17 protein-coding genes are annotated in these 17,601 nt (G+C 72.3%); 11 read left to right on the top strand and 6 right to left on the bottom strand.

Features of this window, described 5'->3' with window-relative positions:
• The first annotated feature begins 325 nt into the window (after positions 1-325).
• From A6P39_RS32815 to A6P39_RS32835, 5 genes are read left to right on the top strand one after another with little or no spacing between them, the layout of a single operon-like run.
• Positions 326-1,999 (top strand): sensor histidine kinase, encoded by a 1,674-nt coding sequence (locus A6P39_RS32815; RefSeq protein ID WP_199840801.1) that lies wholly within the window; start codon positions 326-328, stop codon positions 1,997-1,999.
• A complete protein-coding gene (locus A6P39_RS32820; RefSeq protein WP_067046090.1) occupies positions 1,996-2,400 on the top strand; it encodes a roadblock/LC7 domain-containing protein in 405 nt (134 codons plus the stop codon). The genes A6P39_RS32815 and A6P39_RS32820 overlap by 4 nt, the downstream gene beginning before the upstream one ends.
• On the top strand, positions 2,397-2,819 hold the full coding sequence (locus tag A6P39_RS32825) for a DUF742 domain-containing protein (protein WP_067046089.1): 423 nt from the start codon (positions 2,397-2,399) through the stop codon (positions 2,817-2,819). Before A6P39_RS32820 ends, A6P39_RS32825 begins: the two co-directional genes overlap by 4 nt.
• The gene (locus A6P39_RS32830) at positions 2,800-3,423 is read left to right on the top strand and encodes a GTP-binding protein (RefSeq protein WP_067046087.1); all 624 of its coding nucleotides are present in this window, start codon (positions 2,800-2,802) and stop codon (positions 3,421-3,423) included. Before A6P39_RS32825 ends, A6P39_RS32830 begins: the two co-directional genes overlap by 20 nt.
• A gap of 50 nt (positions 3,424-3,473) precedes the next feature.
• Positions 3,474-4,961, top strand: coding sequence for a cytochrome P450 (locus A6P39_RS32835; protein ID WP_067046082.1), 1,488 nt, complete (start codon positions 3,474-3,476; stop codon positions 4,959-4,961).
• Between the two features lie 5 nt (positions 4,962-4,966).
• On the opposite strand, the gene A6P39_RS32840 is transcribed toward A6P39_RS32835, so the two are convergent.
• The gene (locus A6P39_RS32840; protein ID WP_067046080.1) at positions 4,967-5,893 is read right to left on the bottom strand and encodes a pseudouridine synthase; all 927 of its coding nucleotides are present in this window, start codon (positions 5,891-5,893) and stop codon (positions 4,967-4,969) included.
• A 41-nt stretch (positions 5,894-5,934) separates the two neighbouring features.
• Here A6P39_RS32840 and A6P39_RS32845 point away from each other — a divergent pair, with 41 nt between their 5' ends.
• Entirely contained in the window at positions 5,935-6,873 is a 939-nt protein-coding gene (locus tag A6P39_RS32845; protein WP_067046096.1) for a 5'-nucleotidase, read from the top strand.
• Positions 6,874-6,877: 4 nt separating this feature from the next.
• Here the strand turns inward: A6P39_RS32845 and A6P39_RS32850 are convergent, their stop codons facing one another.
• Both A6P39_RS32850 and A6P39_RS32855 read right to left on the bottom strand, forming a co-directional pair.
• The gene (locus A6P39_RS32850) at positions 6,878-7,720 is read right to left on the bottom strand and encodes a siderophore-interacting protein (protein WP_067046078.1); all 843 of its coding nucleotides are present in this window, start codon (positions 7,718-7,720) and stop codon (positions 6,878-6,880) included.
• 113 nt (positions 7,721-7,833) lie between these two features.
• Complete coding sequence (locus A6P39_RS32855) at positions 7,834-8,754, bottom strand: 5'-3' exonuclease (RefSeq protein WP_067046076.1); 921 nt, start codon at positions 8,752-8,754, stop codon at positions 7,834-7,836.
• 144 nt (positions 8,755-8,898) lie between these two features.
• On the opposite strand from A6P39_RS32855, the gene A6P39_RS32860 reads away from it, so the two are divergent.
• The 4 genes from A6P39_RS32860 (at position 8,899) to A6P39_RS32875 (ending at position 13,483) form a co-directional block, all read left to right on the top strand.
• Complete coding sequence (locus tag A6P39_RS32860; protein ID WP_067046074.1) at positions 8,899-9,987, top strand: quaternary amine ABC transporter ATP-binding protein; 1,089 nt, start codon at positions 8,899-8,901, stop codon at positions 9,985-9,987.
• On the top strand, positions 9,980-11,797 hold the full coding sequence (locus A6P39_RS32865) for an ABC transporter permease/substrate binding protein (RefSeq protein WP_067046072.1): 1,818 nt from the start codon (positions 9,980-9,982) through the stop codon (positions 11,795-11,797). The genes A6P39_RS32860 and A6P39_RS32865 overlap by 8 nt, the downstream gene beginning before the upstream one ends.
• Positions 11,798-12,191: 394 nt before the next feature.
• The gene (locus A6P39_RS32870) at positions 12,192-12,764 is read left to right on the top strand and encodes a helix-turn-helix domain-containing protein (protein ID WP_067046070.1); all 573 of its coding nucleotides are present in this window, start codon (positions 12,192-12,194) and stop codon (positions 12,762-12,764) included.
• Positions 12,764-13,483 (top strand): helical backbone metal receptor, encoded by a 720-nt coding sequence (locus tag A6P39_RS32875; protein ID WP_067046068.1) that lies wholly within the window; start codon positions 12,764-12,766, stop codon positions 13,481-13,483. The genes A6P39_RS32870 and A6P39_RS32875 overlap by 1 nt, the downstream gene beginning before the upstream one ends.
• Here A6P39_RS32875 and A6P39_RS32880 read toward each other — a convergent pair.
• Positions 13,395-14,561 (bottom strand): TDT family transporter, encoded by a 1,167-nt coding sequence (locus A6P39_RS32880; RefSeq protein ID WP_067046066.1) that lies wholly within the window; start codon positions 14,559-14,561, stop codon positions 13,395-13,397. The two genes, A6P39_RS32875 and A6P39_RS32880, sit on opposite strands and share 89 nt — an antisense overlap.
• 70 nt (positions 14,562-14,631) lie before the next feature.
• On the opposite strand from A6P39_RS32880, the gene A6P39_RS32885 reads away from it, so the two are divergent.
• Positions 14,632-15,555 carry a LysR family transcriptional regulator gene (locus tag A6P39_RS32885; RefSeq protein ID WP_067046064.1) on the top strand — a complete coding sequence of 308 codons (924 nt, stop codon included), beginning with the start codon at positions 14,632-14,634 and terminating at the stop codon, positions 15,553-15,555.
• Positions 15,556-16,100: 545 nt separating this feature from the next.
• Here the strand turns inward: A6P39_RS32885 and A6P39_RS32890 are convergent.
• Together A6P39_RS32890 and A6P39_RS32895 are read right to left on the bottom strand one after the other, a co-directional pair.
• Positions 16,101-16,787 carry a gamma-glutamyl-gamma-aminobutyrate hydrolase family protein gene (locus A6P39_RS32890; RefSeq protein ID WP_067054975.1) on the bottom strand — a complete coding sequence of 229 codons (687 nt, stop codon included), beginning with the start codon at positions 16,785-16,787 and terminating at the stop codon, positions 16,101-16,103.
• 53 nt (positions 16,788-16,840) lie between these two features.
• Positions 16,841-17,578, bottom strand: coding sequence for a FadR/GntR family transcriptional regulator (locus A6P39_RS32895; protein ID WP_067054978.1), 738 nt, complete (start codon positions 17,576-17,578; stop codon positions 16,841-16,843).
• Positions 17,579-17,601 lie beyond the last annotated feature (23 nt).

Consider the following 17,601-nt stretch of genomic DNA (forward strand, 5'->3'; position numbering starts at 1 on the left):
GGGGTCGCATTCGCGGCCCCTTCACTCGTTACTTCACTCATTACGGTGAGCGACTTTCGCATGCCCGCATGCCGTTACCGCATGTGTTCGAATCGCAGCCCTACGTATAAATGGAGATGAGCGTACTCCTGTTACGGGGGCGATTTCAGGTGCTTGCTGAATATGACACGGCGATGATCCGGTCGGACTAAGCTCGCCCGCGGCGCACCGAGTTGAGGTGAATTCGTGCGCCTGTTCCCAAACATCCGATAGATCCTGACTGTTCTATGAACCTTCCCCCCACAAGCTCTCCCGACACCCAGCCGATTCGTCTCAGAAGGCATCCATGGTGAGTGTTCAGAAGCCGCCCGGTCGCCGTGAACGTCCGTATGCGCGCGTGCTGTTGCCGCCGGCCATATTGATGGCCGCCGCGACCGGGGCGGCGGCCGCCCTGGCACCGGCGTCCGCCCGGATCGCCGTCGGTGCGGTCGGGGCCCTGGCCCTGCTCCTGGTCCTCGCCACGGGTGCGGAGGCCGCCCGTCGCGGCCGCAGGCTCCGCGAGCAGCAGGCCGAGTACGCCCGTCACGCCGCGTATCTGGAACACCGGATCGCCGCCCAGGACGAGCTGATCGACAAGTTCGCCACCGACATCATTCCCACCGGTCTGGCGCGACTGCGCGCCGGCGAGCACCTCCGGGACGTCCTCGCCAACATCTACGACCCCGACCCCGAGCTGCGCGCGCTGCCGCCCATGTACCGCGAGATGTTCCGGGTCGCGCTGCGCGGCGCCGACCGCGAGATCTCGATGCGTGACGCCACCGAGCGCTCCTTCGTCACCATCGCCCGGCGCGTCCAGGCCATCGTGCACCAGCAGGCCAAGGAACTGCGGGAGATGGAGGAGGACCACGGCCGCAGCCCCGAGGTCTTCGACGACCTGCTGCGCATCGACCACGGCACCTCGCTGATCGGCCGGCTCGCCGACACCATCTCCGTGCTCGGCGGCGGCCGTCCCGGCCGCCAGTGGCCCCTGCCGGTCTCCCTCTACAGCACACTGCGCGGCGCCATGTCGCGCATCCTGGAGTACCGCCGTATCCAGCTGAACTCCATCGTCAACATCAACATCAAGGGCACCGCCGTCGAGCCGGTCATCCACGCCGCCGCCGAACTCCTCGACAACGCCACCCGCTACTCGCCGCCCTCGACCAAGGTGCACGTCACCGCCACCGAGGTGCAGACCGGCATCGTCATCGAGATCGAGGACGCCGGTGTCAGCCTCAACGAGGAGTCCCGCATCCGCATCGAGCAGATGATCGAGGACGCCAAGAACGGCGACGACGCCCACAACCTCGGCGAGAACCCGCGCCTCGGCCTCGCCGTCGTCGGCCGCCTGTGCAAGATGTTCGACATGGAGGTCTCGCTGCGGGCCTCGGCCTACGGCGGCGTCCGCGCGATCCTCATCGTGCCGCGCGTCATGACGACCACCGAGCCCGGCGTGGGCGCCGCCCACGGCATCGGTGCCACCGGTATCCCCAAGCCGGAACTCGGCGCGGTGGAGGGCCCGAAGCGCCGGCCCAAGAAGCGGCGCCCGACCAGCCCCAAGATCCCCGCCGGCATCTCGATGGAGGACGACGTCCCCGTCGTCACCGAGTGGACGGCGGGCGGCCTGCCGCAGCGCCGCAGCCGGATGAAGACCCCGCTCAGCCAGCGCTATGCCGAACAGGCCGAGGTCGAGCGGGCCGAACGCGAGGGCAGGCCCAGCATCTGGTCGCAGACCAGGACCGAACCGGAGCCCGAGCCCGAGATGGACCCCGAGCGCAAGAAGCTCATGGAGCGGCCGATCGGCCAGGGGATCGAGGACTTCTGGAACGGCCTGCGCAAGGGCATGCCCGAGGACGCCACCGGGCCCGAACTCACCGACTTCACGCGGCACCCGGAAAAGTACGTGCACCTGCTCAACGACTATGCGGACGAGCCCGTCGAGGGCGCCACCGAGGCCTATGACGAGGGGGACCTCAAGTGATCCAGCAGCGAGGCAACATCGACTGGATGCTCAAGCAGCTCAACGACGGTGTGCCGGGCATCGAGATGATCGTCGTCCTCTCCGCCGACGGACTGCGCATCGCCCGCTACGGCGGCGACCCCGACGCCGCCGACCGGGTGGCCGCCGCCTGCGCGGGCGTACAGAGCCTCGCCGGCGCCATCATCCAGGAGCTTCCGGGCGCCGGCGACATGAAGGTCGTCGTCTTCGAGATCGAGGGCGGCTACTTCTACCTCATGAACGCCGGTGACAACGCCTACCTCGCCGTGCTCGCCGACGTGACCTGCGAGCCCGGCCGGATGAGCGGCATGATGCGCGACCTCGTCGTCCGGATCGGGGCCCACCTCACCAGTCCGCCCCGGCGGAACGGGCAGACCGTATGACTCCTCCACGACGCAAGCGGCGACAGCCGCCGCTCCCGCCGCCTGCGCAGCCGAAGCCTCCCGCGCCCGGGGCGGCGGACGGCCAGGCCGAGCCCAAGAACCCCGAACGGCTCTACGCCTTCGCCGAATCCGAGGACGGCGCGCGCGCCGAACTCGACCTCGTGACGTTAATCGTGGCGCGCTCCGCACCCCAGCCGGACGGCTCGCCGGAGCAGGCGGCGGTGCTGCGGTTGTGTGCCGCCCCGCTGTCCGTGGCCGAGCTGTCGGCCTATCTGAGCCTGCCGTTCAGCGCGATGACCGTACTGATCACCGCCATGATCACGGCCGGACTGGTCCAGGCGCGCGCCCCGATCGTCCGACAGGCGCTCCCCGACCGTTCCCTCCTCGAAGCGGTGATGCATGGACTTCAACGGCTCTGACACCCTCCCCGGCCCACGCACCGAGGACCATCTGCCGCACACGGCCCAGGCCGCGGTCAAGATCGTGATCGTGGGCGGCTTCGGTGTCGGCAAGACCACCATGGTCGGTTCCGTCAGCGAGATCAGGCCGCTGACCACCGAGGAGACCATGACCCAGGCCGGTATCGGCGTGGACGACAACTACGGCTCCGAATCGAAGACGGCCACCACCGTGGCCATGGACTTCGGGCGCATCAGCATCACCGACCAGCTGGTGCTCTACCTGTTCGGCACCCCTGGCCAGGAGCGCTTCTGGTTCCTGTGGAACGGGCTGTTCGAGGGCGCGCTCGGCGCGGTCGTCCTCGTCGACACCCGGCGCCTGGAGGTCAGCTTCGATGTGATGGGCCGGCTCGAGGAGTGCGGTGTCCCCTTCGTCGTCGCCGTCAACACCTTCCCGGACGCGCCCCGTTACCCGACCGAGGAACTGCGCACCGCCCTGGACCTGACCCCGGAGATCCCGATCATGGAATGCGATGTGCGCCGGCGCGCCTCCAGCAAGGACGTGCTGATGACCCTGATGCGCTTCCTGCACTCCATCGCGCTGTCCCGGGCCGCCCTCACCTGACCCACCAACGATCCGCCCCCGTACCCCTTTTTCCGTTCCGGAGCGACACCGTGACGTCTGAATCCCCGTCCCTGACCGGCACCGACCCCACTCCCGGCCCGCCCCCGGGCTGCCCCGCGCACGGCCTCGGCCCCGGCGCGCTGCACCGGCTCTACGGCCCCGACGCGGCGGATCTGGGCGACCTCTACGAGCGCCTGCGCGAGGAGCACGGCTCCGTGGCACCCGCGCTGCTCCACGACGACGTGCCGATGTGGGTGGTCCTCGGGCACGCCGAGAACCTCCACATGGTCCGCAGCTCCTCCGTGTACACCCGCGACAGCCGGATCTGGACCCCACTGGCGGAGGGCGCGGTCAAGCCCGACCACCCGCTCATGCCGCACATCGCCTGGCAGCCGATCTGCTCCCACGCCGAGGGCGACGAGCACCAGCGGCTGCGGGCGGCGGTCACCGCGGCCATGGCCACCATCGACCACCGCAGCATGCGCCGGCACATCGGCCGCTACACCCAGGGCCTGGTCAACAGCTTCTGCGAGCGGGGCCGGGCCGACCTGGTCGCCCAGTTCGCCGAGCACCTGCCCATGGCCGTCATGTGCGAGATCCTCGGCATGTCCGACGAGTACAACGACCGCATGGTGCAGGCCGCCCGGGACGCCCTGAAGGGCACCGAGACCGCCATCCAGAGCCATGCCTACGTCATGGACGCGCTGAGCCGGCTCACCACCCGGCGCCGCGCCCGGCCCGAGGACGACTTCACCAGCCACCTCATCACCCACCCGGCCGCACTCACTGGCGACGAGGTCCGCGAACACCTGCGGCTCGTCCTCTTCGCGGCCTACGAGGCCACCGCGAACCTCCTCGCCAACGCACTGCGCATGGTCCTGACCGAGCCGGGCTTCCGCGCGCAGCTCAGCGGCGGCCAGATGACCGTGCCGGAGGCGATCGAACAGTCCCTGTGGGACGAGCCGCCGTTCAGCACCGTCCTCGGCTACTTCGCCAAGCAGGACACCGAGCTGGGCGGGCAGCGCATCCGCAAGGGCGACGGGCTGCTCTTCGCGCCCGCGCCGGGCAACCTCGACCCGCGGATCCGCCCGGACCTGTCCGCGAGCATGCAGGGCAACCGCTCGCATCTCGCCTTCGGTGGCGGCCCGCACGAGTGCCCCGGCCAGGACATCGGCCGAGCCATCGCCGACGTCGGTGTCGACGCGCTGCTGATGCGGCTGCCGGACGTCCAACTCGACTGCGAGGAAGAGGAGTTGCGCTGGCGGTCGTCGATCGCCTCCCGCCATCTGGTCTCCCTGCCCGTGCGCTTCGAGCCCAAGCCGCAGCAGGACGTCGACCTCCCGCCGCGGCCCATGGCGGTCTCGGCACCGCACTCCACCTGGCAGGCCGGCACCCGCCGCACGGACCCGGCCCCGATGCCGGAACCCCGGCCCGCCCCCGCGCGCCCGGCCCTGCCCGAGCCGCCGCCCGCGGCGCCCGAGCCGGTCCGGCCGCGTGGGATCTGGAAGCGGCTGCTGCGCTGGTGGCGGGGCGAGTAACCGCGCTACGACGTCCAGGCGTGGAGTACCCGCTCGCTGACGAACGTGTGCTCCACGCCCGTGACCGGGTCGGTAAACTCCAGCCTCCGTGCGAGCAGTTGCAGCGGCTGCCGGAAGTCGTCGGCCGGTACCGGGCCGGTCACCTCGGGATACAGCGGATCGCCGAGGATGGGCACGCCGAGCGAGTTCAGGTGCACGCGCAGCTGATGGGTCTGCCCGGTGGCCGGCAGGAGCCGGTAGCGGCCCAACCCGCTCCGGTGCCCGGCCAGTTCCACATGTGTCTCGGCGTTCGGCTCGCCCTCGACCTCGCGGGCGGCCTGCACCCCGCGTTCCTTCACGATCCGGCTGCGCACGGTCCGGGGGAGGACCAGCGCGGGGTCGTACGGTGCGACGGCCTCGTACTCCTTGTGCACCCGTCGGTCCCGGAACAGGTTCTGGTAGGCGCCGCGCTCCTCGGGCCGTACGGTGAACAGCACCAGCCCCGCCGTCAGCCGGTCCAGGCGGTGTGCGGCGGTCAGCGCCGGGATGCCCAGCTCGCGGCGCAGCCGGGCCAGCGCCGTCTCGGTGACGTGTGTGCCGCGCGGAGTCGTGGCGAGGAAGTGCGGTTTGTCGGCCACGACGATGTGCGCGTCCCGGTGGACCACCTCGACCGGGAACGGCACCGGCACTTCGGCGGGCAGCTCGCGGTGGAACCACACGAACATGCCCGGCTCGTACGGCGCGTCCGGCGCCACCGCGAGGCCGTCGGCCCCGACGATCAGTCCCGCGTGGAACATGCCCTCGACCGTCCCGGGTCCGGCCCCGGTGAGCCGCTCCACCAGATGCTCCCGCACGGTGGCCCACGCCCCGCCGTACGGCAGCCGGACCCGCACGGGGTCCACTCCGTCGCGCTGGGGGAGCGGCGCGGGCGGGGGCGGGGTACGGCGTCTCATCGGGTTCAAGGGTACGAGGTTTCCCTGTGAAGATGTGGGGCATGCCGTCCTACGACCTCGCGGGCCGACTCGTCGTCGGTGTCGCCTCCAGTGCCCTGTTCGATCTGCGGGAGTCGGACGCGGTCTTCCGTGAGCAGGGCGAGGAGGCGTACCGGGCCTACCAGGAAGCGCACGTGGACGACACGCTCCGGCCCGGCGTCGCGTTCGCCTTCCTGCGCAGGCTGCTGTCGCTGAACGACCTCGGCGAGCCGTCGGACCCGCTCGTCGAGGTCATCATCCTCTCCCGCAACGACCCCGACACCGGCCTGCGGGTCATGCGCTCGATCCAGGCCCATGAACTGCCCATCAGCCGGGCCGTGTTCATGCAGGGCAGGTCGCCGTACGCGTTCATGACCGCGCTGAACATGTCCCTGTTCCTGTCCGCCGACGGCGACGACGTGCGCGAGGCCGTCGCCGCGGGCCTGCCGGCCGGGCATGTGCTCGGTTCGTCGTACGCGGACGACCCCGCCGACCGGGAACTGCGCATCGCGTTCGACTTCGACGGGGTGCTCGCCAGTGACGCCGCCGAGCAGGTGTACCAGTCGGGCGGGCTGGAGGAGTTCCGCGCGCACGAGGCCCGTAACGCGGCGACCCCGCACGATCCCGGGCCGTTGCGCGATTTCCTCGCCGGGGTGAACCGGATACAGCGCCGCGAGGAGGAGCGGCGGGCGGCCGACCCGGACCACCCGAGCCGGGTGCACGTCTCCATCGTGACCGCGCGCAACGCACCTGCGCACGAGCGGGCCGTGCGCAGCCTCAAGCAGTGGGGCGTGCGGGTCAACGGCGCCTTCTTCCTCGGCGGGATCGAGAAGGGCGCGGTGATGAAGGTGCTCCGACCGCACATCTTCTTCGACGACCAGGTGACCCACCTGGAGAGCACCTCGCGGACCACGCCCAGCGTGCACATCCCCTTCGGCAAGATCAACGAGACGGCACCGTAGGCCCTCAGGCCGCCGCGCCACCCTCCTGCTCGGCCTCGATACGGGCGTTCCACTCCCGCTTGGAGGCCTGCCAGCCGTCCTCGTTGTGGCCCAGGCGCCAGTAACCGGAGATCGACAGGTCCTCGCGCGGGATCTGCTTCTCGACCCGCAGCAGCCGGCGCAGCTCCTTCACGAAGCCCGCCTCGCCGTGCACGAACGCCTGCGCCCGGCCCTCTGGGAAGTCCAGCGCGCGTACGGCCGCCAGCAGGGCCTCACCGACCGGGCGGTCCCCGCGGTGCAGCCAGACGACCTCCAGATCGGAGTCGATCTTCTGCTCCTCCTCGGGCCCGGGCACCTCCACGAAGACATGCGCACGGGAACCGGCGGGCAGCTTCTCCAGAGCCCGGGCGATCGCGGGCAGCGCGCTCTCGTCACCGGCGAGCAGATGCCAGTCGGCCTCCGGGTCCGGGGCGTAGGCGCCGCCGGGGCCCATGAAACGCACGGTCTCGCCGGGCCGGACGCGGGTGGCCCACGGGCCGGCCAGGCCCTCGTCGCCGTGGACGACGAAGTCCAGGGTCAGCTCCCGCAGTTCGGGGTCCCAGGCGCGCACGGTGTAGGTCCGGGTGACCGGCCACTGCTCCCGGGGGAACTCCTCGCGGATCCGCTCCAGGTCGAAGGGCTCGGGATAGGTCACGCCCGCGGGGCCGAAGAGCAGTTTCACGTAGTGGTCGGTGCAGGTGTCCGCCGTGAAGCCGGCGAGGCCCTCGCCGCCGATCACCACGCGCTGCATGTGCGGGGTGAGCCGCTCGGTGCGGACAACCTGGGCGGTACGGGGCTTGCGAGGCTTACGTCCCGGGCGCTCTGCCATCACGGCCTCCTGCGAAATTGGTTAGGTTTACCTAAGTTAGCATCTCGCTCTCCCCTCACACCTCTTCTCAAAGGGCGCAGCGAGCGCCCTTTGCCGGAAATTTTCGGTCAAGGTCATCCGGCCAGCGTCGTCAGCAGCCGCTGCAGGGAGCCGCCGAGCCCCCACCGCCCGGCCAGCCGCTCCAGCTCCGCAGGATCGCGCGGGGTGTGCGGCAGGGCCGTGTCGACGTCCGGCAGCGGGACGTCGGCGGCCACCCGCACCACCTTCGGCGCGACCGCCACATACGGCCGGGCCTCGTCCAGCCGCTTGCGCTGCGACGGCGTGAGCCTGGCCTGCGGGTCGTCCAGCGCCGCCATGATCCTGTCCACGTCGCCGAACTCGGCGAGCAGCTTGGCGGCCGTCTTCTCGCCGATCCCGGCCACGCCCGGCAGGCCGTCGCTCGGGTCGCCGCGCAGCAGCGCCAGATCCGCGTACCCCCGCCCGTCGACGCCGTACTTCTCGCGCAGCACCGCCTCGTCGGTCAGCTGGAGCGTGCCGACGCCCTTGAGCGGGTACAGCACCCTGATCCCGCGCGCGTCGTCCACCAGCTGGTACAGGTCGCGGTCGCCCGTGACGATGTCGACCGGGCCCTTCGCGCGCGCGGTGAACGTGCCGATCACATCGTCCGCCTCGTACCCGGCGACGCCCACGCGCGCGATCCCGATGGCGTCCAGCACGTCCTCGATGACCGGCACCTGCGGGGCCAGGGTGTCCGGCACCTCCTCCTCGTCCGGCCCCGCCTCGTGCTCCTCGGCGACCCGGTGCGCCTTGTACGTGGGGATGAGGTCCACCCGCCACTGCGGGCGCCAGTCGGCGTCCATGCAGGCCACGAGCTGCTCCGGCCGGTGGTCCCTGACCAGCCGGTCGATGAAGTCCAGCAGCCCGCGCACGGCGTTCACCGGCGTGCCGTCGGGAGCCTTCACGGAGTCCGGGACGCCGAAGTAGGCGCGGAAGTACAGCGATGCGGTGTCGAGGAGCATGAGTCGTCCGGTCACGCTCGCATCATGCCGTACGGCACTGACAGTCAAGGCGATGTGAGGTGGGCCACTTAAAAGTTTGACCATGTCGATCGCGGGGAGGCGCGGCCTCGGTTCTAACCCCGGGACGCATCGGTTCGGTCCCCGAGACGAGAGGTACGCGTGTCAGCCAGGCTTGAGGCGGAGCACCTGTTCAAGGTGTTCGGCAGACGACCGGACGAGGCAGTGGAACGCCTGAGGCAGGGCACCGACCGGGAGGAACTGCGCGCCGACGGCACGACCGCCGCCGTGATCGACGCCTCCTTCAGGGTCGGCGAGGGCGAGATCTTCGTCGTCATGGGCCTGTCGGGTTCCGGCAAGTCCACCCTGCTGCGCATGCTCAACGGGCTGCTGGAGCCGACCGCCGGCAGCGTGCGCTTCGACGGCCAGGACCTGACCACGCTCACCGGCCGCGCCCTGCGCGAGGTCCGCTCCCGGAAGATCAGCATGGTCTTCCAGCACTTCGCGCTGTTCCCGCACCGCAGCGTCCGCGACAACGCCGCCTACGGCCTGGAAGTGCAGGGCGTGCCCCGCGCCGAGCGTGAACGCCGCGCCGACGAGGCGCTCGCCCTGTGCGGCCTGGCCGGCTGGGAGACGTCCTGGCCCGACGAGCTGTCCGGCGGTATGCAGCAGCGCGTCGGCCTCGCCCGCGCCCTCGCCACCGACGCCGACCTGCTGCTCATGGACGAGTCCTTCAGCGCCCTGGACCCGCTGATCCGCCGCGACATGCAGGACCAGCTCCTCGAACTGCAGCAGACCCTGAAGAAGACCATCGTCTTCATCACCCACGACCTCAACGAGGCGATGCGGCTCGGCGACCGCATCGCCGTGATGCGCGACGGCCGGATCGTGCAGACCGGCACCGCCGAGGACATCCTGCTGCGCCCCGCGAACGACTACGTCGCCTCCTTCATCCAGGACGTCGACCGCTCCCGGGTGCTCACCGCCGCCGCCGTCATGGACGACGATCTGCGCGGTGACGAGGCCGACTGCGGCTGCGAGACCGCCACCGCGGACACACCGTTCACCGAGCTGTGCGCCATCAGCGCGCGCGTGCCCCACCCGGTCGCCGTCCTCGGCGAGGACCGCACCGTCGTCGGCGTCGTGCCCCGGCAGCGGCTGGTCGCCTTCCTCGGCGACGAGGACGCCGAGCCGACGGCGTGCGACAACAGGGGCGACAAGAACGGGAAGAAGGTGACCGGCCGTGCCTAGGATCCACCTCGGTGACTGGGTCGACTCCGGCGTCAACTGGCTGGTCGGCCACCTCTCCTGGCTCTTCGACGCCGTCAAGGCCGTCATGGAGGGCATGTACAACGGGATCGACGCCGTCCTCGGCGCGCCCCAGCCGCTGCTGATGGCGGGCATCCTCGCCTTCATCGCCTGGTGGCTGCGCGGCCTGCTCGCCGGTGTCCTCGCCTTCGCCGGATTCGCGTTGGTCGACTCGCTCCAGCTGTGGGACCAGGCCATGTCCACGCTCGCCCTGGTCCTGGTGGCGACCGTGATCGCGCTGGGAATCTCCGTCCCGCTGGGCATCTGGGCCGCCCGCTCCAAGGCGGTCAGCGCGGCCGTACGGCCCGTCCTGGACCTGCTCCAGACGATGCCGTCGATGGTCCTGCTGATCCCGGCCATGCTCTTCTTCGGCCTCGGCACCGCCGCCGGTGTCGTCGCCACCCTGATCTTCGCGCTCGCGCCGGGCGTGCGCATGACCGAGCTGGGAATCCGCCAGGTGGACGCGGACCTGGTCGAGGCCGCCGAGGCGTTCGGCACCGCCCCGCGCGACATCCTGTGGCGCGTCCAGATGCCGCTCGCCCTGCCGACCATCATGGCCGGCGTCAACCAGGTGATCATGCTGGGCCTGTCCATGGTCGTCATCGCCGGCATGGTCGGCACCGGCGGCCTCGGCGGCGCCGTGAACGAGGCCATCGGCCAGCTCGACATCGGCTACGGCTTCGAGGCGGGCGTCGGCATCGTCGTCCTCGCCATCTACCTGGACCGGATGACCGGCGCCCTCGGCACCCAGCTCTCCCCGCTGGGGCGCAGGGCCGCCGCCAAGGCCCGCACGCGCGCGTGGTCGTACCGCCCGCGCCCGGCCGTCGCCATCGCCGGTGTGGTCGTGCTCGCGCTCGTCGCGGGAGGCCTCGGCATCTTCGGCTCCACCTCCGGCACCTCCTCCGAGGCCTCCGGCACGGACGTCGGCAAGGGCAAGCAGATCAAGATCGGCTACATCCCCTGGGACGAGGGCGTCGCCTCCACCTTCCTGTGGAAGGAGATCCTGGAGGAACGCGGCTTCAAGGTCACCACCACCCAGTACGCGGCCGGCCCCCTCTACACCGGCCTGGCCACCGGCCAGCTCGACTTCGAGACCGACTCCTGGCTGCCCACCACGCACGCCGAGTACTGGAAGAAGTACGGCAAGCAGCTCGACGACCTCGGCTCCTGGTTCGGCCCCACCTCCCTGGAGCTGACCGTCCCGTCGTACGTGAAGGACGTGAACTCGCTGGCGGACCTGAAGGACCACGCCTCCGAGTTCGGCGGGAAGATCGTCGGCATCGAGCCCAGCGCGGGCGAGATGGGCCTGCTCAAGAGCAAGGTCCTCAAGGCCTACGGCCTCGACGGCACCTACCAGGTGATCGACGGCTCCACCCCGGCCATGCTCGCCGAACTCAAGCGCGCCTACGCCAGGAAGCAGCCGGTCGTCGTCACCCTGTGGTCCCCGCACTGGGCCTACAGCGACTACGACCTGAAGAAGCTGCAGGACCCCCAGGGCGCCTGGGGCAAGGGCGACGGCGTGCACACCCTCGCCCGCAAGGGCTTCAGCGCCGGCAATCCGCAGGTCGGCGCGTGGCTGAAGAACTTCTCGATGACCGAGAAGCAGCTCACGGACCTGGAGTCGCAGATCCAGAAGGCCGGCAAGGGCAAGGAGCAGGACGCCGTGCGCGGCTGGCTGCGTGCCCACCCGGGCCTGGTCGACAAGTGGGCCCCGGTCGCCAAGGAGGCCGGCAAGAGCCAGGCGGCCGGGTGACCTGACCGCTGCGGACCGCCACCCGAGGGGCGGGCACCGCCGTACGCCCCAGGGCGTCCGGCGCGGCCCGCCCCTCGCGGTGTTCGGCGTCCGCAGAAGCGCCCGAATCACGCCCTTGAGCGTACGAGAAGGATCCGGCCAACCACGGAACGTGACCTCCCCTGGCCCGAGCCCGGGCTCCCGGCCCAGCTCGTCGGCATATTCCTCACCGGGTGGGAGAGCGCCCCGAGGGGGTGCACGACCGCGACATACTGGCGCGAACCGTGAAGGTGGGGACGCGGGGACATGACAGGGATGTGGCAGCGGCGTGAAACGGTTTGCCGAACATGCGTAGGGTGCAGAGAAGTCATCAGGAAAGTCCGCGGCACGACGAGCGAGGGAGGGAGCCGGAGCGATGGGCGACCACAAAGAGCAACAGCCCGTGCGGGTGGGCGCGGCCGTCCGGCGACGCCGCCGCGCGCTTGAGCTGACCCTCGCCGCCGTGGCCGAGCGCAGCGGCCTGTCCGTGCCCTTCCTCAGCCAGGTCGAGAACGACCGGGCCCGCCCCAGCCGCACCTCCCTGGAGAAGCTCGCCGACGCCCTGCGCACCACCGCCGTCGAACTCCTCGCCGCCGCCGACCCGGCTGCCAGCGTGGACGTCGTACGCGCCGAGCCCGTCGCTGAGGGCGACTTCGAGCCGCGCACGCGCTCCCTGGTCCGCGGTCACCACCAGCTGCACGCCTCCGAGTTCACCGGCGACCACGAGGCCGGCCGCGAGTTCCAGCACCGCAACGACGAGCTGATGTACGTCGCCGACGGCGCGGTGGAGATCGAGGCCGAGGGCCGTGCGTACCGCCTCGGCCGGGGCGACACCCTGTACCTGACCGGTGGGGTGCGGCACCGCTGGCGGGCGACGGTTCCGGATACACGGGTCGTCGTGGTGGCGGTGGCGGAACACATCGAGGCCATGCAGGACCGGTCCCGTTAGTGAAGGCCGTCTCCCTCGTCCCCTCCCTCACCGAGGCGGTGGCCGTGACCCTGCCCGGCGTCCTCGCCGGCGCCACCGACTGGTGCACCCATCCGGCAGACCTGGACGTCACCCGGATCGGCGGTACGAAGAATCCGAAGCTCGACCGCATCCTCGCGCTCGCCCCCGACCTGGTCATCGCCAACGAGGAGGAGAACCGCGCCGCCGACCTCGACGCCCTGCGCGCGGCGGGTTGCGAGGTGCTGGTCACCGAGGTGCGCAGCGTGCCGCAGGCCTTCGCCGAGCTGGCCCGGGTGCTCGCCGCGTGCGGTGCGCCGGGGCGACCGCGCTGGCTGGCGCAGGCGGAGGCGGCCTGGGCCGCGCTGCCGGAGCCGCCGGCGCGCAGGACGGCGGTCGTGCCGGTCTGGCGCCGGCCCTGGATGGTCCTCGGCCGGGACACCTTCGCGGGCGACGTCCTGGCCCGGCTCGGCATCGACCACGTCCACGCCGGTCACCTTGAGCGTTATCCCCGCGTCCCGCTGGACGAACTGCGCGCGGCGGCACCGGACTTGGTGGTCCTGCCCGACGAGCCCTACCGCTTCACCGCCGAGGACGGCCCGGAGGCCTTCCCCGCCCTGCCCTGCGCCCTGGTCAGCGGACGGCACCTGACGTGGTACGGCCCGTCGCTGGCCGAGGCGCCGCGGGTACTGGGCGAGGCGCTGCGAGCAGCTCGCCGCTGAGCAGGCCGCGTACGGTCCCGGTGGCGGCGGCCGCCCAGGCGGCGACCAGGGCGGCGTACAGACCGATGGCCAGCCCGTCGTAGCAGGCGAGGCCGGTGTGCCGGGCGAGGGCCGCGGCGCCGGTGACACAGGTGCCCACCGGGAAGGTGAACGCCCACCAGGTCATCGCGAACCCCATGCCGTGGCGCCGGGCCCGCACCACGTGCGCGACCGAGAACGCCAGCCACAGCAGGGCGAACCCCATGACCAGCACCCCGTACAGCACGGCGAAGACGGCGAGACCGCGGTCGTAGGGGGCCGGTACGACACCGGGAGCCGCGTCCGCGATCTTGCCGGCCGCGGTCGTGGACTGCCCGAGCGGGCCGAGGACCAGGAACAGCGTCGGGGTGAGCGCGAGCGGCAGCGGGCCCCGGCCGATCAGCCGGGCGAACACCAGCGGCAGCATCAGCAGCGTCGCGAACAGGCTCAGCCCGAACATCGCGAAGCAGGCCAGCAGCAGGGTCTCCCGCGGCTGCCCGGGCGGCAGCCGCGGCACGAGCAGCGGACCGAGCGCCGCCGACACCATCGGCGCGACCAGCGGCAGCAGCCACACCGGGGTCGCCTCGGACGGCTCCACCCGGTGCCGTACGGCCATCAGGTACGGCACGGCCACGGCGGCCGCGAGCCCGACCGCCGTACCGGCGGTGAACAGCACGGCGTCCAGGGCGACGGCCGTGCCCGTGCCGGTCAAGGGCCGCCCGGCGGTCATGGCGCCGCCGCCCACCGCCAGCAGGGCCATGGACAGGCAGCCGTAGAAGGGCGCCACGGCCGGGTCGAGGAGGTGGGCCCGGGCCTGGTCGCGATGGCGGGCCCAGTGCAGGGCGCGGGCCGCCAGCAGGACCGTCAGCGCGAGCAGGGACAGCGCCCAGGCCCCCGCGAGCACTCCGCCCGGCACGGTCCCGTGCCCCGGCAGCGCGACGCCGGCCGAGCCGACGACGGCGGTGCCCATGACGGCGGCGTACCAGTTCGGGCCGAGATGCCGGACCCGGGCGGCGCGCGGGACGGAGGGGGCGGGGGCAGGCGGGAGCGCGGTGACCATGACTCAACCGTCGCGCCGACGTGCGCCCCTGACCAGGGAGTTCCTCTGTATCAGGGCATAAGCTGGTCTTATGAGCGAGGTGGAGGGGCAGTACGAACGCACACGATCCCTGGCACACCGGGTGCCGGACCTGGCCGCGCTGGAACTGCTGCTGGCGGTGGCACGGCTGGGCAGTCTCGGCGCGGCGGCACGCGAGGTCGGCATCACCCAGCCCGCCGCGAGCAGCCGGATCCGCTCGATGGAACGGCAGCTGGGCGTGGCCCTGGTCGACCGCTCGCCGCGCGGCTCCCGGCTCACCGACGCCGGCGCCCTGGTGACGGACTGGGCCCGCCGGGTGGTGGAGGCGGCGGCGGCCTTCGACGCGGGCGCGCGGGCGCTGCGGGACCGACGGGACTCACGCCTGCGGGTCGCGGCGAGCATGACCATCGCCGAGTACCTGCTGCCCGGCTGGCTCCTCGCCCTGCACGCAGAGCGCCCCGACACGGCGGTGTCCCTGCTCGCCGGCAACTCGGCGAAGGTGGCGGAACTGCTGCTGTCCGGCGAGGCGGACCTCGGCTTCGTGGAGGGGCTGACGGTCCCGACGGGCCTGGACTCGACCGTCATCGCCCACGACCGGCTGATCGTCGTCACCGCCCCCGGTCACCCCTGGGCCCGCCGCCGGCGTCCCCTGACGCCCGAGGAACTCGCCTCCACCCCCCTGATCCTGCGCGAGCGCGGCTCGGGCACCCGCCAGGTCCTGGACGCGGCCCTCGGCGGCCTGGCCCGCCCCCTGATCGAACTGTCCTCGACCACGGCGGTCAAGGCCTCGGCGGTCAGCGGCGCGGGCCCCTCGGTCCTGAGTGAACTGGTCGTGGGGGAGGAGCTGTCGCTGCGACGGCTGGTCAGCATCCCGGTGGAGGGCGTCTCGCTCCGCCGCGACCTGCGAGCGGTCTGGCCGACGGGCCACCGGCCGACGGGGCCGGCGAGGGAGCTGCTGTCGCTGACGCGGGGGTGACGGGGTACGGCTGTGCGCGGGGCTGAACCGATATGCGCCACCGCGCCGCGCCACCGCGCCGCGCCACCGCGCCGCGCCACCGCGCCGCGCCACCGCGCCGCGCCACCGCGCCGCGCCACCGCGCCGCGCCACCGCGCCGCGCCGCGCCACCGCGCCGCGCCGCGCCACCGCGCCGCGCCACCGCGCCGCGCGGGCGTGCTCAGCGCCCACGCGCCCGCAGCGGCAGCGATCCGCACCCGCCCAGCGCCGACGCCCGCCGACGCGCCCGCCCAGCGCCCGCCGACGCACCCGCAGCGGCAGCGATCCGCACCCGCCCAGCGCCCACGCCCGCCGACGCACCCGCCCAGCGCCCCCGCGCCCGCCGACGCGCCCGCACCGGCAGCGATCCGCACCCGCCCATGCCCACGCGCCCGCACCGGCAGCGACCCGCAACCGCCAGCCCGCCGGCCCGCCCGGCACCCCGCCGAAGGCGTCCCACCGGAGACATCCCGCCGAAGGCATCCCGCGCCCGGCAGGCGGCCGCAGGCCCGACGGCGCCGTTGTGCTCAGCTCGCGGCAGCGATCAGTGCCCGCATCACCCGCGGATCCTCGTCCATCTCGGGGTGCCACTGCACGCCCAGTACCCAGCCCCGGGCCCCCGGCAGTTCGATCGCCTCCACCGTGCCGTCCGCCGCGTGGGCCGAGGGCACCAGTCCCGTGCCGAGCCGGTCGACAGCCTGGTGGTGGTGGGTGGGTACCGTCGCCTCCTCCGGGACGATCCCGGCGTACAAGCTCCCCGGCACCGGCTTCACCGGGTGGTCGCCGAACACCCCGGCCGCCTTCGTGTGTCCGTCCAGGTGCTGCACCAGCGTCCCGCCGAGCGCCACGTTCAGCAGCTGCATGCCCCGGCAGATGCCCAGCACCGGCACCCCGGCGTCCAACGCGGCCTCGATCAGGGCGAGTTCCCAGGCGTCGCGGGCCGGCGCGGGCGGGCCCGTGCGGGGGTCGCGTTCGGCGCCGTACCGGGCCGGGGCCACGTCCGGACCGCCGGCGATCACCAGCCCGTCCAGCTGGGCCACGGTCTGCGCCGCGAACCCGGGCGCGTCCGGCGGCAGCATCGCGGCCAGGCCGCCGGCCCGCTGCACCAGCCGCGGATAGCCGGCCGGCAGCAGGGCCGCCTCCAGCTCCCACACGCCCCAGCGCGTGCGCGACTCCAGATACGTACTGATGCCGATCAGCGGTCGTACGGTCATGACGCCCTCCCCGGACAGTTAAAGGTGTTAATACATACCTTTGCAGAGCTGTCCTACGCCAGGAAGCCCCGCAGCAGGGCCGCCGTGCCCGCGCAGTGCTCGCGCATCATCTCCCGCGCCCCGTCCGCGTCCCCGTCCAGCACCGCCTCCACCAGCGCGGTGTGCTGCCGCTGGGAGTGCTCCAGGTTGCGCACCAGCAGCGGGATGCAGTCGAGCAGCTCGTTGACCGTGGCCCGGACCGCGGCGTACTGCGCGGTCAGGGACGGGGAGCCGCACAGCTCGGCGATCGTCAGATGCAGCAGGGTGTCCAGCCGCCGGTAGTCGGCGAGCGGGGCCTCGTGGGTGCGGTCCAGTGCCTCGCGCAGCCGGTCCGCCTGCTCGTCGTCGAGCCCGTGCGCCGCGCACAGCCCGGCCGCCCCCACCTCCAGCACCTCGCGGAAGCGCAGCACGTCCTCGATGTCGACCTCGGCGATCCGCCGCCGCAGCTCGTCCTCGCCGCCGACGTCCGCGCGCGGCCGGACGAACGTTCCGCCGTAGCGCCCGCGCCGCGCCTCCACCAGCCCCTGGTCCTGGAGCACCTTCAGCACCTCGCGCAGCGTCACCCGGCTGATCCCGAGCCGCTCGGCCAGCTCCCGCTCGGCCGGCAGCCGCTGCCCGCCGGGCACCAGACCGAGCCGTACGACCTGGAGGATCTGCTCCAGCGCCTCCTCGAAGCCGTTGCCGGCCCGCACCGGCCGCAACACCGGAGCGAGCCGGTCACCCAGCCCCTGAGCGTCACTCTCCCAGGACATCCGGCCGTACCCCCTTCCCAAGC

The sequence above is a fragment of the Streptomyces sp. FXJ1.172 genome (genome assembly GCF_001636945.3).
GTDB lineage: Bacteria > Actinomycetota > Actinomycetes > Streptomycetales > Streptomycetaceae > Streptomyces.